The following is a 16,849-nucleotide window of genomic DNA, read 5'->3' as shown; positions in this document are numbered from 1 at the left end:
TGAAAACTGTACACTTTTGTTTTCTAAAGATTCAAAGTTTTCTGCAATCCATTTTTTTGAATCGATGGTTTGCTGATTGATTTTTTCTTTTTATAACGCTCTTTATATTCAGTAAACATGCTGATATTCAGCAATATTCCCATACATCCACTCAGTAAAATGATAGAGGATCCCCCGTAGCTGATAAACGGAAGTGTGACCCCAGTGATCGGAATGAGGCCTGAAACACCGCCCAAATTAATACACGTTTGGATGGCAATCATTGAAGAAATTCCTATTGCAAGCAAACTTCCAAACGGATCTTCACACTTTCTCGCAATGTAAAAACCTTTCACAACAATAAAGCCAAGGAGAGCAAGGACAAAAAATACACCGAAAAAACCAAGCTCTTCCGAGATAATTGCCATGATAAAATCTGTATGTGGTTCTGGAAGGTATCCATACTTTTGTACACTCTCTCCAAGACCAAGCCCAAAAAAGCCGCCTGACCCAATCGCATAATATGAATTAATCAATTGATGCCCAGAAGCGCCTGCGTCTTTAAATGGATCTTGGAAACTCTCAAAACGTCCAAGACGATTCTGCGTGAAAATTTTATCCCAAAAAAGAATAATAAACGGTGTCACAACAACCATCACCGCACTAAATAAAGCGAGCAGCTTGGCCAGCGTTTTACCGCTAAACCCTGAGCATAAAATCATCGCAAGGGCAATCATACCAATGATAAAAGCTGTCCCATAGTCTGGCTGCAAAATAATAAATCCGCATAGGATGGAGACAACCACAATTGGAGGTGTAACCCCTCTTAAAATATGGTCAATATAATGCTGCTTCTTTGCATAGACAGCAGCAAGATAAATGATGACAACGATCTTCACGAATTCCGCTGGCTGAAGACTAAAAGGTCCAAATTTGATCCAACTTCTAGCATTCCCTGCAATGTGACCGCCAAAGTACACATAAATGAGAGAAAACACAGATAGCAAAAGCATCACAATTTGGAATCTTTTATTTAAGAGCAGCTGATACGGAATGAGGGCTGTAAAAATCAAGATGACCGCCCCAACAATCATAAATAAAAGCTGTTTCTTGAAAAAATTATCTGGCGCAGCATCATATCTGATCACAGATGTAATCATACTTGAGCTATACACCATCACCAAGCCGAATGCGCTAATTAATATAATAGCGAACAATAATGAGTAGTCATACGATTTTAGCATTCTCTTTAACATATAATCCTCTTCCTAACGTCTATTTCTACTGCTTGATATTCTCTTCTCTTAGCTGTTCTTATTCTACTACATTTTCTCCGTTTGATCCCGTTTTACCTCTTTATATTGTTCGTCTTTCATGAGACAATCAAGTCCGTTTGGCATCAATCAAAATAAAAAGGCGGACAAAAAAACTCAAACTTATGTTGTGGAAGTTTGAGTTTTCAATCATTATTTTTTTGTGAACGCATCATGAAGTGCGGATAGTTCTCTCTCAAGTTTATCGAGTAGTTTTTTGCCTTCATGTTGATCAACTAATCCAAGCCGGACAGCGAAATCAATTTCTCTCGATAATCCGAACATTTGAGTATCTAAAACCTCTTCATAAAGAGGACATTGCGGCATCGTTAAGTTGTCCATTTGCACTTGGATCAATTTTAAAATTTTATCTGCATCCAATTTTAATAAAGCCAGTGCTTTTTGCCGATGATCGACTAAAATTTCTGACGCCAAAAGTATCCCTCCGTTCCCCAGGCGAGTACCTAATTCTTCTATTTATCATAAAGCGAAACGCCCAAAATTGCAAGCAGATTTGTACAGTTCGCTCTGTAAAAATAAAAAGAAGCCATTCGTCATTAAAAGATACTCATCTCATATTTTTCACTCATGAGCTCAAGCAGCTTAATACCCGCAATACTATTCCCTTTTTCATCCAAAGCAGGCCCAAATATACCTATCCCAAAGTCGTATGGCGCCGCCCCCATAATTCCGCCTGAAACACCACTTTTAGCAGGGATTCCGATATTGATCGCAAATTCCCCGCTCGCATTGTACATACCGCATGTGACCATAAACGTTTTACAAATTCTAGCAACATCTTTCGAAAGGATTTGCTTTCCTGTCTCTGGATGCCTGCCATCTAATGAAAAAACACACGCGATCTTCGCCAAATCCAAGCTATTCATCATGACGGCGCACTGCTTCGTATAGACATCCATCACCTCTTCTACATTCCCTTTAATGATATGATATTGCTTCATATAATAGCACATTGCGCGGTTAATCATTGATGTTTCAAATTCGGATGCAGCGGTTTCTTTGCAATATGTAATGGTGGTGTCATTGGCAAGCTCTCTAATAAAACCAAGCAGCCGGTTCAGCTGATCTTGCGGCGTTGCCCCTCTTATTAAACTTGTAACGGCAAGCGCTCCTGCATTAATCATTGGGTTAAGCGGCTTATTGGGGCTTGCAGTCTCTAGTTTAATCATCGAATTAAACGGGTCGCCAGTCGGTTCTTGTCCAACATATTGAAACACTTTTTTCGGTCCTTCTTCTGAGAGCACGAGCGCCAGGGCTAATACTTTTGAAATACTTTGCAGGGTGAATCGTTTATCAACATCTCCCGCTGAGTGGCACGTATTACTCACATGATAAACAGCGACAGATAAATCCGATTGATCCGCTTTACCGAGTGCCGGAATATAGGATGCTACCTTTCCATTTTTGGCCACCTTTTTTGCCTCTTCTACAAATCGCTGAAGCTCTTCATTGTCACGACATGCCATGCCCAAAATCCTCCCTATTTTTCGTCTAATCGTAGTGTGTACAAGGAAGTGCATGTTTATGAAAGTGACAAAGCGGGCGAAAACTTCTATAATTTATGTTGGAAAGGGGTTGTCTTGAACATGAGCATTATTCAAATCAAGGGGAACGTACAATACAAGATCACCATTGATCCGAGTGTATGGATTTTTGATGACCGTAAATTTTTAATGGATTCATTTTTTGAGAAAAGTGCAGCAAATGAAGAGCAGCAGCTAGATCAGGAACTCGATCAAGAGCGGGTCATAAGAGAAGGTCAAACACTTCCACCCACATTAAAAACAGAGAAAAAGTACGAAAAAGAAAGGCTTGTCACAGGCAGCTTCGGGATGAAACTTGGCGACATGATAAAAAATGCAGAACCGCTCGAACAAGCGGAGACGTGTGAATTTGTCACAGAAACAGAAACAATTGCTGTTCCGCTCTCTAAGGCGATGGATAGCATTGCCCATTTCAGCCAAAATGGAAAGCCTATAACAGAAGAAGGACCAATCCACGTTTATTTCGAGGATCAGTCCAACATCACTCAGCCGATTAAAGGCGTCAAAGAGTTAATCATTACATAAGATGACGGGTCTGGACTATAATAAATCAGCTGCAAGCTGTGCAAGTCCAGACCTTTCTCCTTTGACAAGCTTGACATGTCCAGATATTTGCTGCCCTTTGAAACGCTCAATGACATATGTGAGCCCATTATTTAAGCTGTCTAAATAAGGGTGATCAATCTGCTCTGGGTCTCCCATGAGCACAATTTTACTTCCCTCACCAACCCGCGTTAATAATGTTTTTACTTCGTGTTTTGTTAAATTTTGCGCCTCATCGATAATGATAAATTGATCAGGGATACTTCTCCCGCGAATATACGTTAAAGCTTCCACTTGAATTGAACCGATGCCCGCTAGTATCGCATCGAGTTCACCAGGTTTTTTTGTGTTAAATAAAAATTCTAGGTTGTCATAGATCGGCTGCATCCACGGTCTGAGTTTCTCTTCTTTTTCGCCTGGCAAATACCCTAAGTCCTTACCAACAGGAACAATGGAGCGGGCCACGATGAGCTTTTTAAACATGCCGAGATCCTCTGTCTGCATTAATCCAGCAGCAAGTGCAAGCAGTGTCTTTCCTGTTCCCGCTTTTCCGATAAGTGTCACAAGCGGAATATCGCGGCGTAAAAGTAACTCAAGCGCCATCGTTTGCTGGACATTTTTTGGGCGAATTCCCCAAATATGTTCTTGGTCATAAATAAGCCGTTTCACATGCTCTGCTTTTTGATCAAGCATCCCCAAAGCAGAACCACCTTCATTTCCCTTCATAATGATAAATTGATGAGGGTTTAATGGCGCCTGGGTGACGTCTTTTATCGGTAACTGATTTTGCTTATAAAATGTATTCAGCTGCTCAGTCGGAATATAGAGCTCGTGATAGCCGTTATCAATGTCTTCATTTTGTAGCACTCGATCGCTTAAGAAATCCTCTGCTTGCAGACCAATGGCATCCGCCTTTACTCGCACTAGGACATCTTTGCTGACCAAAATAACAGGCCGGCCATCCGGTTTTGTTTCTTCCTCTAAGCTCAAATTCTTCGCAACAGCCAAAATCCGGTTATCGTTTGTTTTTTCGATGAAAATTTCTTGAAGTTCATGGAAAGAGCGATGATTCAGCTCAATACGCAGCGTTCCTTTTGACTCCAGCGTAATTTTTTCATGCAGTTTCCCTTTCGATCTCAACCCGTCGATTAAACGTGAGACACGTCGTGCATTTTGCCCAACCTCGTCCATATATCTCTTCTTCGAGTCTACTTCTTCTAACACTACGGCCGGAATCACGACCTCGTTGTCTTCAAATGAAAAGATTGAATTCGGATCCTGTAATAACACATTTGTGTCTAATACATAAATTTTACTCAGGTCCTTCGCCTCCTGATCGGGGTTTCATTCATCCTTGTCTTTCCAAAAACGATTGTTAAAATATATGTTTTCATGAATAAAGTTAGAAGGTTAATTCAACAATAAAATAAATCATGTAGTTTGTGAAGGAGGGAATACACATGCGACTATTTTTGACGATATTCATGGTTCAAACCATTCTTTTATTAGGCGCTTGCCAACATCAAGAGAAGCCTTTGGCACAAGAACATCAAGACGGAAACAAGCATTTAGTAAGAGTATCAGACTCATCCAAGAAAAACACTGACAAAGCCCGCCCATCAACAGATGTGGCAAAGCATCTAGTGAATGTGACTGAGCATGTAGCAGATGTAAATGACGCAACAGCGATCGTCATCGGCAAGTATGCTGTCGTCGGCATTGATGTAAAAGATGATTTAGATAGAAGCAAAGTTGAAACCATTAAATATTCAGTCGCCAAAGCACTGAAAAATGACCCAGAAGGTGCGAATGCTGTTGTCGTCGCTGACCCTGATACAGTGAGCCGTTTAAAGGAAATGGGCAAAGAAATACAAGCTGGCAGGCCAGTAAGTGGAATTATGGACGAATTAGCAGCTATTGTGGGACGTGTTATGCCAGAAATGCCTCGAAATGAAATCGACCGTAACGAAATAGATCCGACAAATGATCCGAATCATCAGCTCAAACAACAAGATCAAAAGCAATTAGAAAAAAACCAAAATGATCAATCAAACCATCATATGAATCAGAAGAAATAATGAGAACGGCTTATATCTCTTGTGATATAAGCATCAGATTGTTGACAAAGGGCTCAAATGAACTTTATTTTGGCTCTTTGTCTTCTTTTCAGCGTGATAGAAAACCTTTGCAGTCTAGGAAGGACGAGCATCGGCGCGGAGCGAATTTGACATTCGTGAGCACCGAAGCGCAGGACTGACACCGAATGTGAGGGTTTGTCTACACGCTGCGGCTTATATCTCTTGTGATATAAGCCTTTTTTATGCTGATTTTAAGTGGCTCAAAAAACATGCTATAATGAAGGCATGACCAAAGTGAGGTGAAAATGATGAGAGTGAAGTGCTCATTATGTGAAAAGCTTGAAACCATTAATGATGATACACTTGTTGCTAAACGGTTAAGAAATCGACCGATTCATACATATATGTGCGATGACTGCCAGGAAAGAATTAAAGTAAAGACAGAGGCACGCATCAAAACTGGCAGATTCTCTCTTTATCAAGATCCTGCGACGAAAGAGAAAAAGAAGAAAAAAGGAAAAAAAGAACAGAAGACATAAAAAAGACCTGACACAAGTTCAGGTCTTTTTTACGTACTTACTGTTCCTTCTTTTTTCGCACGATGCAGCCGTATTTTATAAATAATCAAAATGACAGCTGCCACAACCAGGCCTTCTGCGACTGGCAAGAAGATACCTAGAAATGTGAGAAACGTGCAGCCAAAAATCAAAAACAAATAAATGACAAGTGCTTTTAAAATCGGTAAACGTCTAGCAAAGCCGAGTTTAAAAACAATAATCGCTAAAACAAGGATGGTGCCATATAGGAGCCACATCCCTGTTTGCGGATTTTCATCGACACGAAACAGCATCGCGAAAAAGGATAGATTCTCACTTACTTCCTGATCATTCAAAAAGATTCCCTCCCCTTATCTTTCAGGGTTCTATCTTTTTAATTCTTCATGGAATTAAGATAATCCTGCTAGCTTTTTCTTCTTCGCAGCTTTCTCACGTTCGTTTTTATCTAAAATTTTCTTTCTTAAACGGATCGATTCCGGTGTAACCTCACAGTATTCGTCCTCATTCAAGTACTCAAGAGATTCCTCAAGTGACATAATACGTGGTTTTTTCATGCTCACCGTTTGATCTTTCGTCGCTGAACGCACGTTTGTTTGTTGTTTCATACGACTTACGTTGACAACAAGATCGTTCTCACGGTTATGCTCACCAACAATCATTCCTTGGTATACTTCAACACCCGGCTCAACGAAAATCACACCGCGCTCTTCAACGCCCTGGATTCCGTAAGCAGTCGCTTTACCTGTTTCCATTGAAACAAGTACACCTTGACGGCGTCCGCCAACTTGACCAGACTGCATCGGCTGGTAGCTGTCAAACGTATGGTTCAAAATACCAAAACCACGAGTTAATGAAAGAAATTCAGTTGTATATCCGATTAAACCACGTGATGGCACTGTAAAGATCAGGCGAACTTGACCATTACCATTATTGATCATGTCAATCATTTCACCTTTTCTTGCGCCCATTGATTCCATGATAGAGCCAGTGTGCTCTTCTGGTACATCAATTTGAACGCGCTCAACAGGCTCACATCGAACACCGTCAACTTCTTTTACAATAACTTCTGGCTTCGATACTTGCAGTTCAAATCCTTCACGTCTCATATTCTCAATCAGAATGGATAAGTGAAGCTCACCGCGTCCTGATACGACCCAAGCATCAGGTGAATCCGTTGGATCTACACGAAGACTTACGTCTGTTTGAAGCTGCTGTTCTAAACGCTCTTCAATTTTACGTGACGTCACGTATTTTCCTTCACGACCTGCAAATGGGCTGTTGTTCACAACAAATGTCATTTGAAGTGTCGGCTCATCAATACGCAGGATCGGCAAAGCCTCTTGGTGTTCTACCGGGCAGACTGTTTCTCCTACGTTGATGTCTTCCATACCAGATACTGCAACAAGATCTCCAGCTTTCGCTTCATTGATTTCCACTCGTTTTAACCCTTGGAAACCAAAAATCTTCGTCACGCGGAATTGTTTTACACTGCCATCCACTTTCATTAGAGCAACTTGCTGTCCTACTTGCATCGTTCCTCTAAATACACGGCCAATTCCAATTCTTCCAACATAATCATTGTAATCAAGTAGCGCCACTTGGAATTGAAGCGGCTCTTCATGGTTGTCGACTGGGCATGGGATATGGTTGACAATCGCTTCAAACAACGATTCCATGTTTTCATCTTGCTTACTAGCATCGTTACTTGCTGTACCATTGATTGCTGATGCATATACAACTGGGAATTCAAGCTGTTCTTCTGTTGCATCCAATTCAATGAACAAGTCAATGACTTCATCGACTACTTCAGCTGGACGAGCAAAGTCACGGTCAATTTTATTGACAACAACAATTGGTGTTAAGTTTTGCTCAAGTGCTTTTTTTAGCACGAATCGTGTTTGAGGCATACAACCTTCATATGCATCCACAACGAGAAGTACACCATCTACCATTTTCATGATACGCTCAACTTCACCACCGAAATCGGCGTGTCCTGGTGTATCTAAAATATTAATGCGTGTATCTTTATAATGGATCGCAGTATTTTTAGCTAAGATCGTAATACCGCGCTCTCGCTCTAAATCATTTGAATCCATGGCTCTCTCAGCGATATTTTCATTCGCACGGAAAGTACCAGCTTGATGGAGCAATTGGTCAACAAGCGTCGTTTTACCATGGTCAACGTGGGCAATAATTGCGATGTTGCGAAGGTCTTTTCGAAGTTTCACATTTTCATCTCCTAAAATAATTAGATAACTTTCATATTATATCACAATCCCCTTTAAATGCCGATCGTTTTTCTGTAAACTTATATTAACTCTAAAAAAAGGGATGGAGACAAATGAAACAAATCAAATGGCTTCTATTATTATGTGCATTACTTGCGGTTGTCAGTATGGCGTTTATTGGGGTAACTCTTGCAGAAAAAAACGTGCTGGGTATTTGTCTAAGTATTGTGTTCGCCATGATTTTCATGGGTACAGGATTTACATTAAAACGAAAATTAAACGTACAATCATAAAATTTATGAAAAGCCTTTTACATTTTACATGTAGAAGGCTTTTATTTTAGGTAAAAACAAGACCAACCACCTATGTAATCCTAATGATTCAACTAAAAAATTCATATAGTGTTGGCAAATCTAAGCAATCTGAACTCTTCCATTTTTCGACAAGAACTTTTATAGTTCTCCAAAATCAAACACAAAGTTACATTTTTCCTATTCTTCCACAAAGTTTCTCATGGTATGCTGTTCTTGCAACAAAATTTAACAGAAAAGGGAGAGAAAAGAAGCATGAAGAAGTTTTTGAGCAAATCGCTCAGCTCTGTTGTATTTTTCGCTTTAGCTATCATTTTTACTTTCACAACAGTAGCTCCTGGGCAAGCAAGTGCTGCAACTTTCAAAGGGATTCCTTTTGAGCAGCAACAAATTATTAAAGAATTATTGGAGAAAAACGAGCGTGTCATCAACATTCTCATCAATTCATTTGTTGAGGAAGACAACAACTACACATTTGATGTGAAAAAAGCTGTTGAGCTCGGTTTGACTGAAGAAGAAGCGGCGACTGCTGAGAAATTCTTAGATCGCGCAGCTGTTCTTACAATCGTTTTCAGTGAAAGCATCTCTAAAAACGAAAAAGGGAAATTGGTTTTTGATGCAGCGAAAGCTGTTGAACTTGGTCTTACTAAAGAAGAAGCAACTAAATTCGAAAAGCTTTTCAAATCAGTGATCAGAATTGCTGATCTTGCTGGTGATGCACTTGTTCTAGACAAAAAAGGAAACGTTGTAATTGATTCTAAAATCGCTAAAGGTCTTGGATTCAGCTCTACTGAATTACTTGTTTTCAACCAATTGCTTAAGAAAATTCCTCAAGAGCAATTAAAAACATTCTATGATGCAGTTCAAATTGCTAAAGAAAAATTGAACTAAGCTCAAAAACCCCCATCCGGTTCATCCAGATGGGGGTTCTTTCTTATATCCAATAGATCAAGAGCATGATGAGATAGACGATACTAAAAACGATACTTGCCCGTAATAACAGTTTTCCATAGTAGCGCTTTTCAAACTTTCTTTTTTCTTCTTTTTCATCTATGAACGGTATGAAATCTGTTGACTTTGCAATAGAGACTGGTTCTTTCATTTCTTCATATAGATGAAGGCATTTTTTGCATGAACGTAAGTGCTCATTCACTAATTGATTTGTTTCTTCACTCGTGTCCCCTTCTATATAAAGTGGTAATAGTTCTTCAATCAAATAACAGTTCATTTGTTGAACTCCTCACAATGTAGCTTTCGTTTCAGCTCTAATCTTGCTCGATGAAGGGTTGTCTTTACTTTAGATAAAGTCCAATTCAAAATTTCCGCTACTTCTTCATACGATAATTCCTGAATATCTCTTAAAATGAGGACTTCTCGGTAAGAATCCTTCAATTGATTGATATGGCTCCACAGCCTTTGAATATCCGTTTGAGTTTCTAAATGCTCTTCAGGTGTCATGAATATCTGCTGCTCTAAAAAGTCAGCTTTTTCTACATCCGTAAAAGTTCGTTTTACTTTTCGGCGATAGTCGTTGACAAATGTATGATAAGCAATGGTGTAAAGCCATGTTTTAATGCTTGAATGTCCTTTAAAAGAGGATAATCCATGCAGTGCCTTGATAAATACATCCTGCGCAAGATCCTTGGCTGTTTCGACATTTCCCGTTCTGCGATATAAATATTTGGTGATTTCCTGAAAATATTCTTCATATATTTTTTCAATTTGATTGGTCGGTCTAGACATCAAAAATAAAACCACACAGTCATCCAAATTGATAAAACGATAAAAAAGAAGTATAACGAAGAAATAAACCACTTCATGCGTTTTAATTCGTGATAATCGCTCTGATCCTCAGTGTGTGCAGGAGCAAACTCGTTTCCCTTAACAGAATGCTGAAACTGCTTTTCATGCGTCTTCATCCAGTTAGAAGCCTCTTCTCCAAGCTCCCCTTCCTGATACAATTCATATAAGTCTTGAAAGATGGCTTGTTTTTCTTTATCTGTCAAAACGTTGCACCTCTTTTGTTCGTCCATTTACTTCATATATTTTCCGCTCATTCGATCCGAAGGTTTGAATGATCACAAACCACGAAATGCTCATTTTCCCCTCTTTGTCGATCATTCTCACCGGCTTGATTTGTTTTTTATAGATGGCATAAGGTTCATACTTTTTGAGAACTTGCTGATAGACTTCATCACGTTCTTGATTCGATACCGTATGCGATAAAGAAGAGTCTGATTGCCAATTCAACTCAATTCCATCGGCATCTCTCGTCACATGAAGTAAATTTGATGATCCGTGAAAAGTATATTGTTTGTGTTCACGAGTTCCTGTTTCTATCTTCACGTCTTTTGACTGTTCCCCTATCAATTCCAACAAATCTTCGTCACTGATATTTCCTTTTTTCTGTTGAAGAATCGCTTTTGATAGCTGTATTTTCAGCAATTCTTTCGTTGAACCATTAAACAGAAATTCAGATTGATCGGCTGTCTTTACCGCCACTTCATGCTGCCATTCAAAATAAAAAGCATCAACGTCTGTGATCTGGTAAGCTGGGGGCTGTAAATTTAACTTTTTATAAATACGATTTATTTTCGTTTTCATTTCTTTGTTTGTTAAATTGATCCCGTCTACATCCTTCAATTGAAAGATGGCGTTCCCATATTGCGCTTGTCGAAGCGTCTCTTTTTTCCAGGTGGCAAACGCTAAGCTCTCATGCTCATTCTGAGACATTTTTGGCAAAAGAAGAACGCTTGTCTCCCCGTCTTCTTTTTCAATCACTACACGGATGCGGTCTAGATCAACGGAACGGCCGCTTCTTTCAAAAAATTCAATGGTTTTTTCCCTATATTCTTTATCGGTCAAATGCTGACCCTTTGCGCGACCATGATAAAAATAGCTGTTTAATTCACCTGTAAACGCAGAAACATTCACTTCATACTGATCGGCTGCAAACACGTAGTTATCAGAGATCGGCTGTTTAATAGTCGTTGAATATAATGTAGTGTCCGCTGGTACAAACTTTGAAGCGAATGCTTTTGCACTTGCTTCAGATAAAGGGCGATATTCTTCTGAAAAAGTATCTGTCAGTTCCGTTTTAGTAAATTGAAACATGATATGTGGGAGATTTAGGACCGGGTTTAGCATTAGCATAAAAAAGACGACAATTCCCCAAGCACCCCACTGTCTCAACTTCACCTTGTTTTGTAGTAACGCACATAACAAATGTAATGTCATAAAGCTTCCTGCGGCCGCTACTAAAATCACAATGGATTTAAACGAAGATTGCAGCTCATGCTTCGAGATAGAAGGATAAAAAATATACAGCAGCGCAGCGAAAATCAGGCCATAGAAAAACAGCAATTCTTTCCACTTCTGATGCCAAAACAAACGAAAGAATAGGTGAAGTACCAAAGCGGCAAAGCCAATCATAAGCAAAATGATCATCAAATTTCTCCATACCAGCTCCGTATCACCGCTGAGAAAGAACTTTTTGCTTTCAACTAACACAATAAATACCGTTTGACATAAAGGCAGAAGTAACACAGATAAATCAAATGCAAAAAACATGCCCCTATTTTTTAAATAAGGAAGAGAAATCACATAGAAAAGTGATGCAAGCAAGACATATCCATAGATGAGAAATTGCATGAAATCTGTCAGCACTTCAAATGTTTCGATCGTATGCTGTCTAGCTAGCACTTGGTGGATCATCTCAAGTGTCATACTCCCTAGCAGAACTACTCTTAATACGATTCCAGCATAAAATACATAACTACTCTTCTTTTCTTTCCATATGGGAAGTGTAATAAAAAGGACAAATAGTCCAAGCACACACCATTGAATCATGTGGATACTGTACTCATTTAAAATAAAAAACCTTTCAAAATGGAGGGATAAATCACTAAACAAATCAAACATCGCTACACAATCCTTTACTTCAAATTAAGGCCTCGTTCGTATAGACATTTGACTTGTCAAAAAGTTTCATCAAATACAAAAAATCACTTCATTCTCATGAAGTGATGTTGTTTATTTTTTATTTCCGCTTCCCTTTATGTAATCATGCAAGATTTTTTCACAGACGGATCGATTTCCAGCAACAATGCTATTTTTCTCTAGAAACGTCAAGCGTTCTCCGTGAATATTCGAGTAAACAGCGCCTACCTCATCAAGTAACACACATCCAGCCGCATAATCCCAAGGCGCTAGCCTTAACGTGACATATGCGTCGCTTCTTCCGCTTGCAATATAAGCTAGTTCAAGTGCAGCTGACCCAATCGTTCGTGTTCCTCTCACATCGCGTACGAGACGTGCAAACGGTTTAGCGTCAAAATGGGGGCTTTCAATCGCCCATGTTGGGTTAATGCCGACAATGGCTTTTTCAATGGCGACATCTTTTAAAGGCGGGAGTAAGGTATCGTTCATATACGCCCCTTCTCCTTTGACTGCATGATAGAGCTCGTCATGGATGACGTCATAAATAAGACCGATTTTCCCTACACCATGTTCAAATATCCCAATTGAAATGGCAAAATTTCGTTTTTGATGGATAAAGTTCATGGTGCCATCAATTGGATCAATGATCCATACTATCCCGTCAAGAGATGTCACTTCTTCCCCTTGACCCTCTTCTCCTAAAATATGATGATCTGAAAATGTCGACTGTATCTTTTCAATGAAGAAACGTTCTGTTTCTTTATCGATGTTTGTGACAAGATCATTTGGATTTGATTTTGTTTCAATTGATAGACCTTCCTGCATGGATGCTTTAATGCGGCTACCCGCTTCTTTTACCCAAAGCTTTGCAAGTCGGTCAATTTCCACCCAGTTTGTCATCGGACTGTAAACCTCTTTTCTATGTAGTACCTATTTGTATTAGCATACTGATATTATGTACGTAAAAGCAAGAAAAAAGCAGCTTCATACAAAAACGAACCGATGAATTGGTTCGTTTTTACCTCACCTTGTTTTACCCTTGAAGCTGCTCCCATTCTTTTCTTAGGCGCTCAAGCTTTCGTTTGCTGCGTTCTACCTGGATATCATCTTTTTGCTCGATGGCTTCATGAAGCGTAGAAAGCTCATAATCAACCTCTAATCTCCACACAGCGATGCGATTCTTCTTCTCTTGTCTATACCCATGCTTCACGATTTGCTTCACTGGTCAACGCCCCTTCCAGAGAATGATTCATTCCTTGTCAGTTTTCATTGATAAAAATACAATCGATAAGAGAAATGGTTCTTGCTTATATCGTATGAAGCGATCGCATAACCGCAACGACATTCTGAAAATTGTGTTTTTACCTATTTGTTATGTACCACAAAATCGAAGTTTTTAAACGCCGAACCAAGATCCCTGCTATCTTTCTCTTTAAAGTGCATCTTTTTTTGAGCTTGACCCAAGCTATGATAAAATATGATCAGCGAAAAGATACAGGAGGCATAACATGAGTGAAATGCGTTTTAGAGATGAAGATTTTGAAACATTCACAGTAGACGGTTTAGATGAACGTATGACCGTATTAAAAGAGAGAGTCCGTCCAAAGCTTGAAGCACTTGGTGAACATTTTGCACCGCTTCTTTCTTCTATTACAGGTGACGAAATGTTTGTCCACGTGGCAAAACATGCAAGAAGATCAGTCAACCCGCCAAATGACACTTGGGTGGCTTTCGCTAACAGTAAGCGTGGGTATAAAAAGCTCCCTCATTTTCAAATTGGGCTTTGGAAAACTCATGTATTTGTATGGTTTGCGCTCATTTATGAATCTCCAGTGAAAGGTGAATATGGGCAACTATTCGAAAAAGAGCTGGACACGATCCAAAAGAAAATACCGCAAAACTTTGTTTGGTCTAAGGATCATATGAAACCGGACGTCCTCCGCCACAGCGAACTTGATGCTGAACAGCTGAGAACACTATTTGAACGTGTTCAAACAGTCAAAAAGGCCGAACTCCTTTGCGGCATCCAGCTTCCTAGAGAAGAAGTTGTTCAAATGAATAATGAAGAATTCTTATCGAAAATTGAAGATGCCTTCCGCACAGTAACTTATCTATACCGCTTTACACAAAAAGAATCTGTATAAAAAAACGAGCCTATGTTGGCTCGTTTCAGAATGTTGACAAAGGGCTAAAATGAACTTTATTTTAGCCCTTTGTCTTCTTTTCAGCGTGATAGAAAACCTTTGCAGTCTAGGAAGGATGAGCACTGGAGCGGAGCGAATTTGTCATTCGTGAGCACCAGCGCGCAGGACTGACAACGAATGCGAGGGTTTGTCTACACGCTGAAACGAGCCTATATTGGCTCGTTTTTCACATCCGTATCATAGCTGTTTCTTCAGCCTCTCTTGCACTTTTTACTGTGCGATAAGGGGAATACCCACTTCCCTTTTCAAACGCCGCACAATGCGTCTTTTCTTCTGCTTTTGATGGTACAACTTCTTTAAATCGTTTATAAGCCTCTAGTAATGCTTGTTTCGCAATTCCTGTTTCATAGGCTTTTTCAACGGCTTGAAAAAATGAAATGACCGCCATCTTTTCTTCAGTTGTCCAGTCGACGTCCATTGGATATTGATATTCCATTTACTTGTCCCTCACTTTAATCCACATTTCTTATTTGAACTTTTATTATAGCATCTGTTTGATCAGAATCCGATTGATTTTATGCTTTACATTCCGATCAGTTCATAATATAATTCTTTTGTTTTATGCAATGAAATCTGTTGTTATTGGGATAATAATAGCAGGTATTTCGATGAAGGTGGGAAAGCAATTGTCACAACATGATACACCCTTATACACTGGACTAAAAAAACACGCTTCAACCAATCCAGTCCAATTTCACATTCCAGGCCATAAAAAAGGAGCCGGAATGGATCCTGAATTTAGAGCATTCATTGGAGACAATGCATTAAGCATTGACCTTATTAATATAGAACCTCTTGATGATTTACATTCGCCTCGAGGAATGATCAAAGAAGCACAGGAGCTTGCAGCAGAAGCATTTGGTGCCGACCATACGTTTTTCTCTATACAAGGAACAAGCGGTGCGATCATGACAATGGTGATGACCGTCTGTGGCCCTGGAGACAAAATTATTGTTCCTCGTAATGTCCATAAGTCGATTATGTCTGCTATTGTATTTTCTGGTGCAGTACCTGTTTTTATTCACCCGGAAATTGACAAAGAGCTTGGCATCTCTCATGGCATCACGCCAGAGTCAGCTAAAAGAGCGCTGACTAAACATCCAGATGCGAAAGGGCTGCTTGTAATTAACCCAACGTATTTTGGCATTTCAGCTGATTTAAAAACCATTGTAGAGATTGCTCATTCATATGACGTACCTGTTCTAGTAGATGAGGCACATGGTGTGCATATTCATTTTCACGATAAGCTTCCATTGTCTGCGATGCAGGCGGGAGCTGATATGGCAGCAACAAGTGTGCATAAACTTGGCGGCTCTCTCACCCAAAGCTCGATTTTAAATATAAAAGAAGGACTTGTTTCAAAGGATCGAGTACAATCTATTTTAAGCATGCTGACAACTACGTCTACTTCTTATTTGCTTTTAGCCTCCCTGGATGTCGCTAGAAAGCGATTAGCGACTGAAGGAAAGGCACTTGCAGATGAAGCCATTCGATTAGCTGAATCAGCAAGAACTCGTTTAAACGAAATTGAAGGTATTACTTGTATTGGTCAAGAAATTCTCGGTTCACCTTCTACTTACGATTATGACCCAACAAAATTAATCATCTCCATTAAAGACCTTGGACTGAATGGCCATGATGTGGAGAAATGGCTAAGAGAAAGCTACCGAATTGAAGTAGAGCTCTCTGACCTATACAACATTTTATGTATCGTGACGCCTGGCGATTGTGATGAGACGATTGATACGCTTGTAACGGCTATGAAGGAAATTGCGGCCACCTCTGCACGTCAAGGCGGCAAACAAGCCGTAACAGAAGTGTTACTGCCTGAGATCCCTTCGCTTGCGATGACGCCGCGTGACGCTTTTTACGCAACAACGGAAGTCATTCCATTTAAAGAAGCGGCTGGCCGGATCATTGCAGAATTTGTCATGGTTTATCCGCCTGGTATTCCTATTTTTATACCAGGAGAAATCATCACAGAAGAAAATATCTCCTATATCTTTAAAAATATCGAAATCGGTCTTCCTGTTCAAGGACCTGAAGATTCCACACTAAATATGATTCGTGTCATTAAAGAACAAAAAGCCATTTTATAAAAAAGAAACATGCAGCCCCAATTGGAGCTGCAT

20 protein-coding genes are annotated in these 16,849 nt (G+C 39.7%); 7 read left to right on the top strand and 13 right to left on the bottom strand.

All coding sequences use genetic code 11. The annotated features are described in order from the left end of the window. Positions 1-23 precede the first annotated feature (23 nt). The 3 genes from ftsW to glsA form a co-directional block, all read right to left on the bottom strand. Positions 24-1,235, bottom strand: coding sequence for a putative lipid II flippase FtsW (gene ftsW / locus NSQ64_RS08190; protein WP_008345051.1), 1,212 nt, complete (start codon positions 1,233-1,235; stop codon positions 24-26). A 210-nt stretch (positions 1,236-1,445) separates the two neighbouring features. Continuing rightward, complete coding sequence (locus tag NSQ64_RS08185; RefSeq protein WP_003212509.1) at positions 1,446-1,727, bottom strand: YlaN family protein; 282 nt, start codon at positions 1,725-1,727, stop codon at positions 1,446-1,448. 122 nt (positions 1,728-1,849) lie between these two features. Next, positions 1,850-2,779, bottom strand: a complete 930-nt coding sequence (gene glsA, locus NSQ64_RS08180; RefSeq protein ID WP_019743436.1) for a glutaminase A — start codon at positions 2,777-2,779, stop codon at positions 1,850-1,852. A 120-nt stretch (positions 2,780-2,899) separates the two neighbouring features. Here glsA and NSQ64_RS08175 point away from each other — a divergent pair, with 120 nt between their 5' ends. Next, the gene (locus tag NSQ64_RS08175) at positions 2,900-3,382 is read left to right on the top strand and encodes a hypothetical protein (RefSeq protein WP_008345056.1); all 483 of its coding nucleotides are present in this window, start codon (positions 2,900-2,902) and stop codon (positions 3,380-3,382) included. A gap of 15 nt (positions 3,383-3,397) precedes the next feature. On the opposite strand, the gene NSQ64_RS08170 is transcribed toward NSQ64_RS08175, so the two are convergent. Further along, on the bottom strand, positions 3,398-4,720 hold the full coding sequence (locus NSQ64_RS08170) for a PhoH family protein (protein WP_039168623.1): 1,323 nt from the start codon (positions 4,718-4,720) through the stop codon (positions 3,398-3,400). 140 nt (positions 4,721-4,860) lie between these two features. On the opposite strand from NSQ64_RS08170, the gene NSQ64_RS08165 reads away from it, so the two are divergent. Both NSQ64_RS08165 and NSQ64_RS08160 read left to right on the top strand, forming a co-directional pair. Next, a complete protein-coding gene (locus tag NSQ64_RS08165) occupies positions 4,861-5,478 on the top strand; it encodes a YhcN/YlaJ family sporulation lipoprotein (protein WP_045034229.1) in 618 nt (205 codons plus the stop codon). Between the two features lie 308 nt (positions 5,479-5,786). Beyond that, positions 5,787-6,017, top strand: coding sequence for a YlaI family protein (locus NSQ64_RS08160; RefSeq protein WP_008345063.1), 231 nt, complete (start codon positions 5,787-5,789; stop codon positions 6,015-6,017). A 29-nt stretch (positions 6,018-6,046) separates the two neighbouring features. Here NSQ64_RS08160 and NSQ64_RS08155 read toward each other — a convergent pair whose 3' ends face one another. Beyond that, the gene (locus NSQ64_RS08155) at positions 6,047-6,328 is read right to left on the bottom strand and encodes a YlaH-like family protein (RefSeq protein WP_045034298.1); all 282 of its coding nucleotides are present in this window, start codon (positions 6,326-6,328) and stop codon (positions 6,047-6,049) included. Between the two features lie 96 nt (positions 6,329-6,424). Continuing rightward, positions 6,425-8,263 carry a translational GTPase TypA gene (gene typA, locus NSQ64_RS08150; RefSeq protein ID WP_012009833.1) on the bottom strand — a complete coding sequence of 613 codons (1,839 nt, stop codon included), beginning with the start codon at positions 8,261-8,263 and terminating at the stop codon, positions 6,425-6,427. A gap of 113 nt (positions 8,264-8,376) precedes the next feature. Here typA and NSQ64_RS08145 point away from each other — a divergent pair, with 113 nt between their 5' ends. Beyond that, positions 8,377-8,556 (top strand): DUF5325 family protein, encoded by a 180-nt coding sequence (locus NSQ64_RS08145; protein WP_003211596.1) that lies wholly within the window; start codon positions 8,377-8,379, stop codon positions 8,554-8,556. 273 nt (positions 8,557-8,829) lie between these two features. Beyond that, positions 8,830-9,465, top strand: a complete 636-nt coding sequence (locus tag NSQ64_RS08140) for a hypothetical protein (protein WP_072367717.1) — start codon at positions 8,830-8,832, stop codon at positions 9,463-9,465. Positions 9,466-9,508: 43 nt separating this feature from the next. Here the strand turns inward: NSQ64_RS08140 and NSQ64_RS08135 are convergent, their stop codons facing one another. From NSQ64_RS08135 to NSQ64_RS08110, 6 genes are all read right to left on the bottom strand, one after another. Next, entirely contained in the window at positions 9,509-9,802 is a 294-nt protein-coding gene (locus tag NSQ64_RS08135; RefSeq protein ID WP_025207277.1) for an anti-sigma factor family protein, read from the bottom strand. Then, complete coding sequence (locus NSQ64_RS08130) at positions 9,799-10,317, bottom strand: sigma-70 family RNA polymerase sigma factor (protein WP_072367728.1); 519 nt, start codon at positions 10,315-10,317, stop codon at positions 9,799-9,801. Before NSQ64_RS08130 ends, NSQ64_RS08135 begins: the two co-directional genes overlap by 4 nt. After that, positions 10,317-10,580: a hypothetical protein gene (locus NSQ64_RS08125; RefSeq protein WP_327872186.1), complete on the bottom strand. Its 264-nt coding sequence runs from the start codon at positions 10,578-10,580 to the stop codon at positions 10,317-10,319. Before NSQ64_RS08125 ends, NSQ64_RS08130 begins: the two co-directional genes overlap by 1 nt. After that, the gene (locus tag NSQ64_RS08120; RefSeq protein WP_341015929.1) at positions 10,570-12,423 is read right to left on the bottom strand and encodes a hypothetical protein; all 1,854 of its coding nucleotides are present in this window, start codon (positions 12,421-12,423) and stop codon (positions 10,570-10,572) included. The genes NSQ64_RS08125 and NSQ64_RS08120 overlap by 11 nt, the downstream gene beginning before the upstream one ends. A gap of 183 nt (positions 12,424-12,606) precedes the next feature. Next, the gene (locus tag NSQ64_RS08115) at positions 12,607-13,413 is read right to left on the bottom strand and encodes an inositol monophosphatase family protein (protein WP_039168628.1); all 807 of its coding nucleotides are present in this window, start codon (positions 13,411-13,413) and stop codon (positions 12,607-12,609) included. A gap of 133 nt (positions 13,414-13,546) precedes the next feature. Beyond that, on the bottom strand, positions 13,547-13,735 hold the full coding sequence (locus tag NSQ64_RS08110; protein WP_008345085.1) for a hypothetical protein: 189 nt from the start codon (positions 13,733-13,735) through the stop codon (positions 13,547-13,549). 286 nt (positions 13,736-14,021) lie between these two features. Between NSQ64_RS08110 and NSQ64_RS08105 the strand changes: the two genes are divergently transcribed. Then, a complete protein-coding gene (locus tag NSQ64_RS08105; protein ID WP_341015927.1) occupies positions 14,022-14,657 on the top strand; it encodes a DUF1054 domain-containing protein in 636 nt (211 codons plus the stop codon). Between the two features lie 226 nt (positions 14,658-14,883). Here the strand turns inward: NSQ64_RS08105 and NSQ64_RS08100 are convergent, their stop codons facing one another. Further along, on the bottom strand, positions 14,884-15,153 hold the full coding sequence (locus tag NSQ64_RS08100) for a UPF0223 family protein (protein WP_008345089.1): 270 nt from the start codon (positions 15,151-15,153) through the stop codon (positions 14,884-14,886). A 190-nt stretch (positions 15,154-15,343) separates the two neighbouring features. On the opposite strand from NSQ64_RS08100, the gene NSQ64_RS08095 reads away from it, so the two are divergent. Next, positions 15,344-16,816 (top strand): aminotransferase class I/II-fold pyridoxal phosphate-dependent enzyme, encoded by a 1,473-nt coding sequence (locus tag NSQ64_RS08095; RefSeq protein WP_341015924.1) that lies wholly within the window; start codon positions 15,344-15,346, stop codon positions 16,814-16,816. Positions 16,817-16,849: the final 33 nt, after the last annotated feature.

This window comes from Bacillus sp. FSL W8-0183, assembly GCF_038006825.1.
In the GTDB taxonomy this organism is placed as follows: domain Bacteria; phylum Bacillota; class Bacilli; order Bacillales; family Bacillaceae; genus Bacillus; species Bacillus altitudinis.
This window is presented reverse-complemented; position numbering and strand designations above follow the sequence as displayed.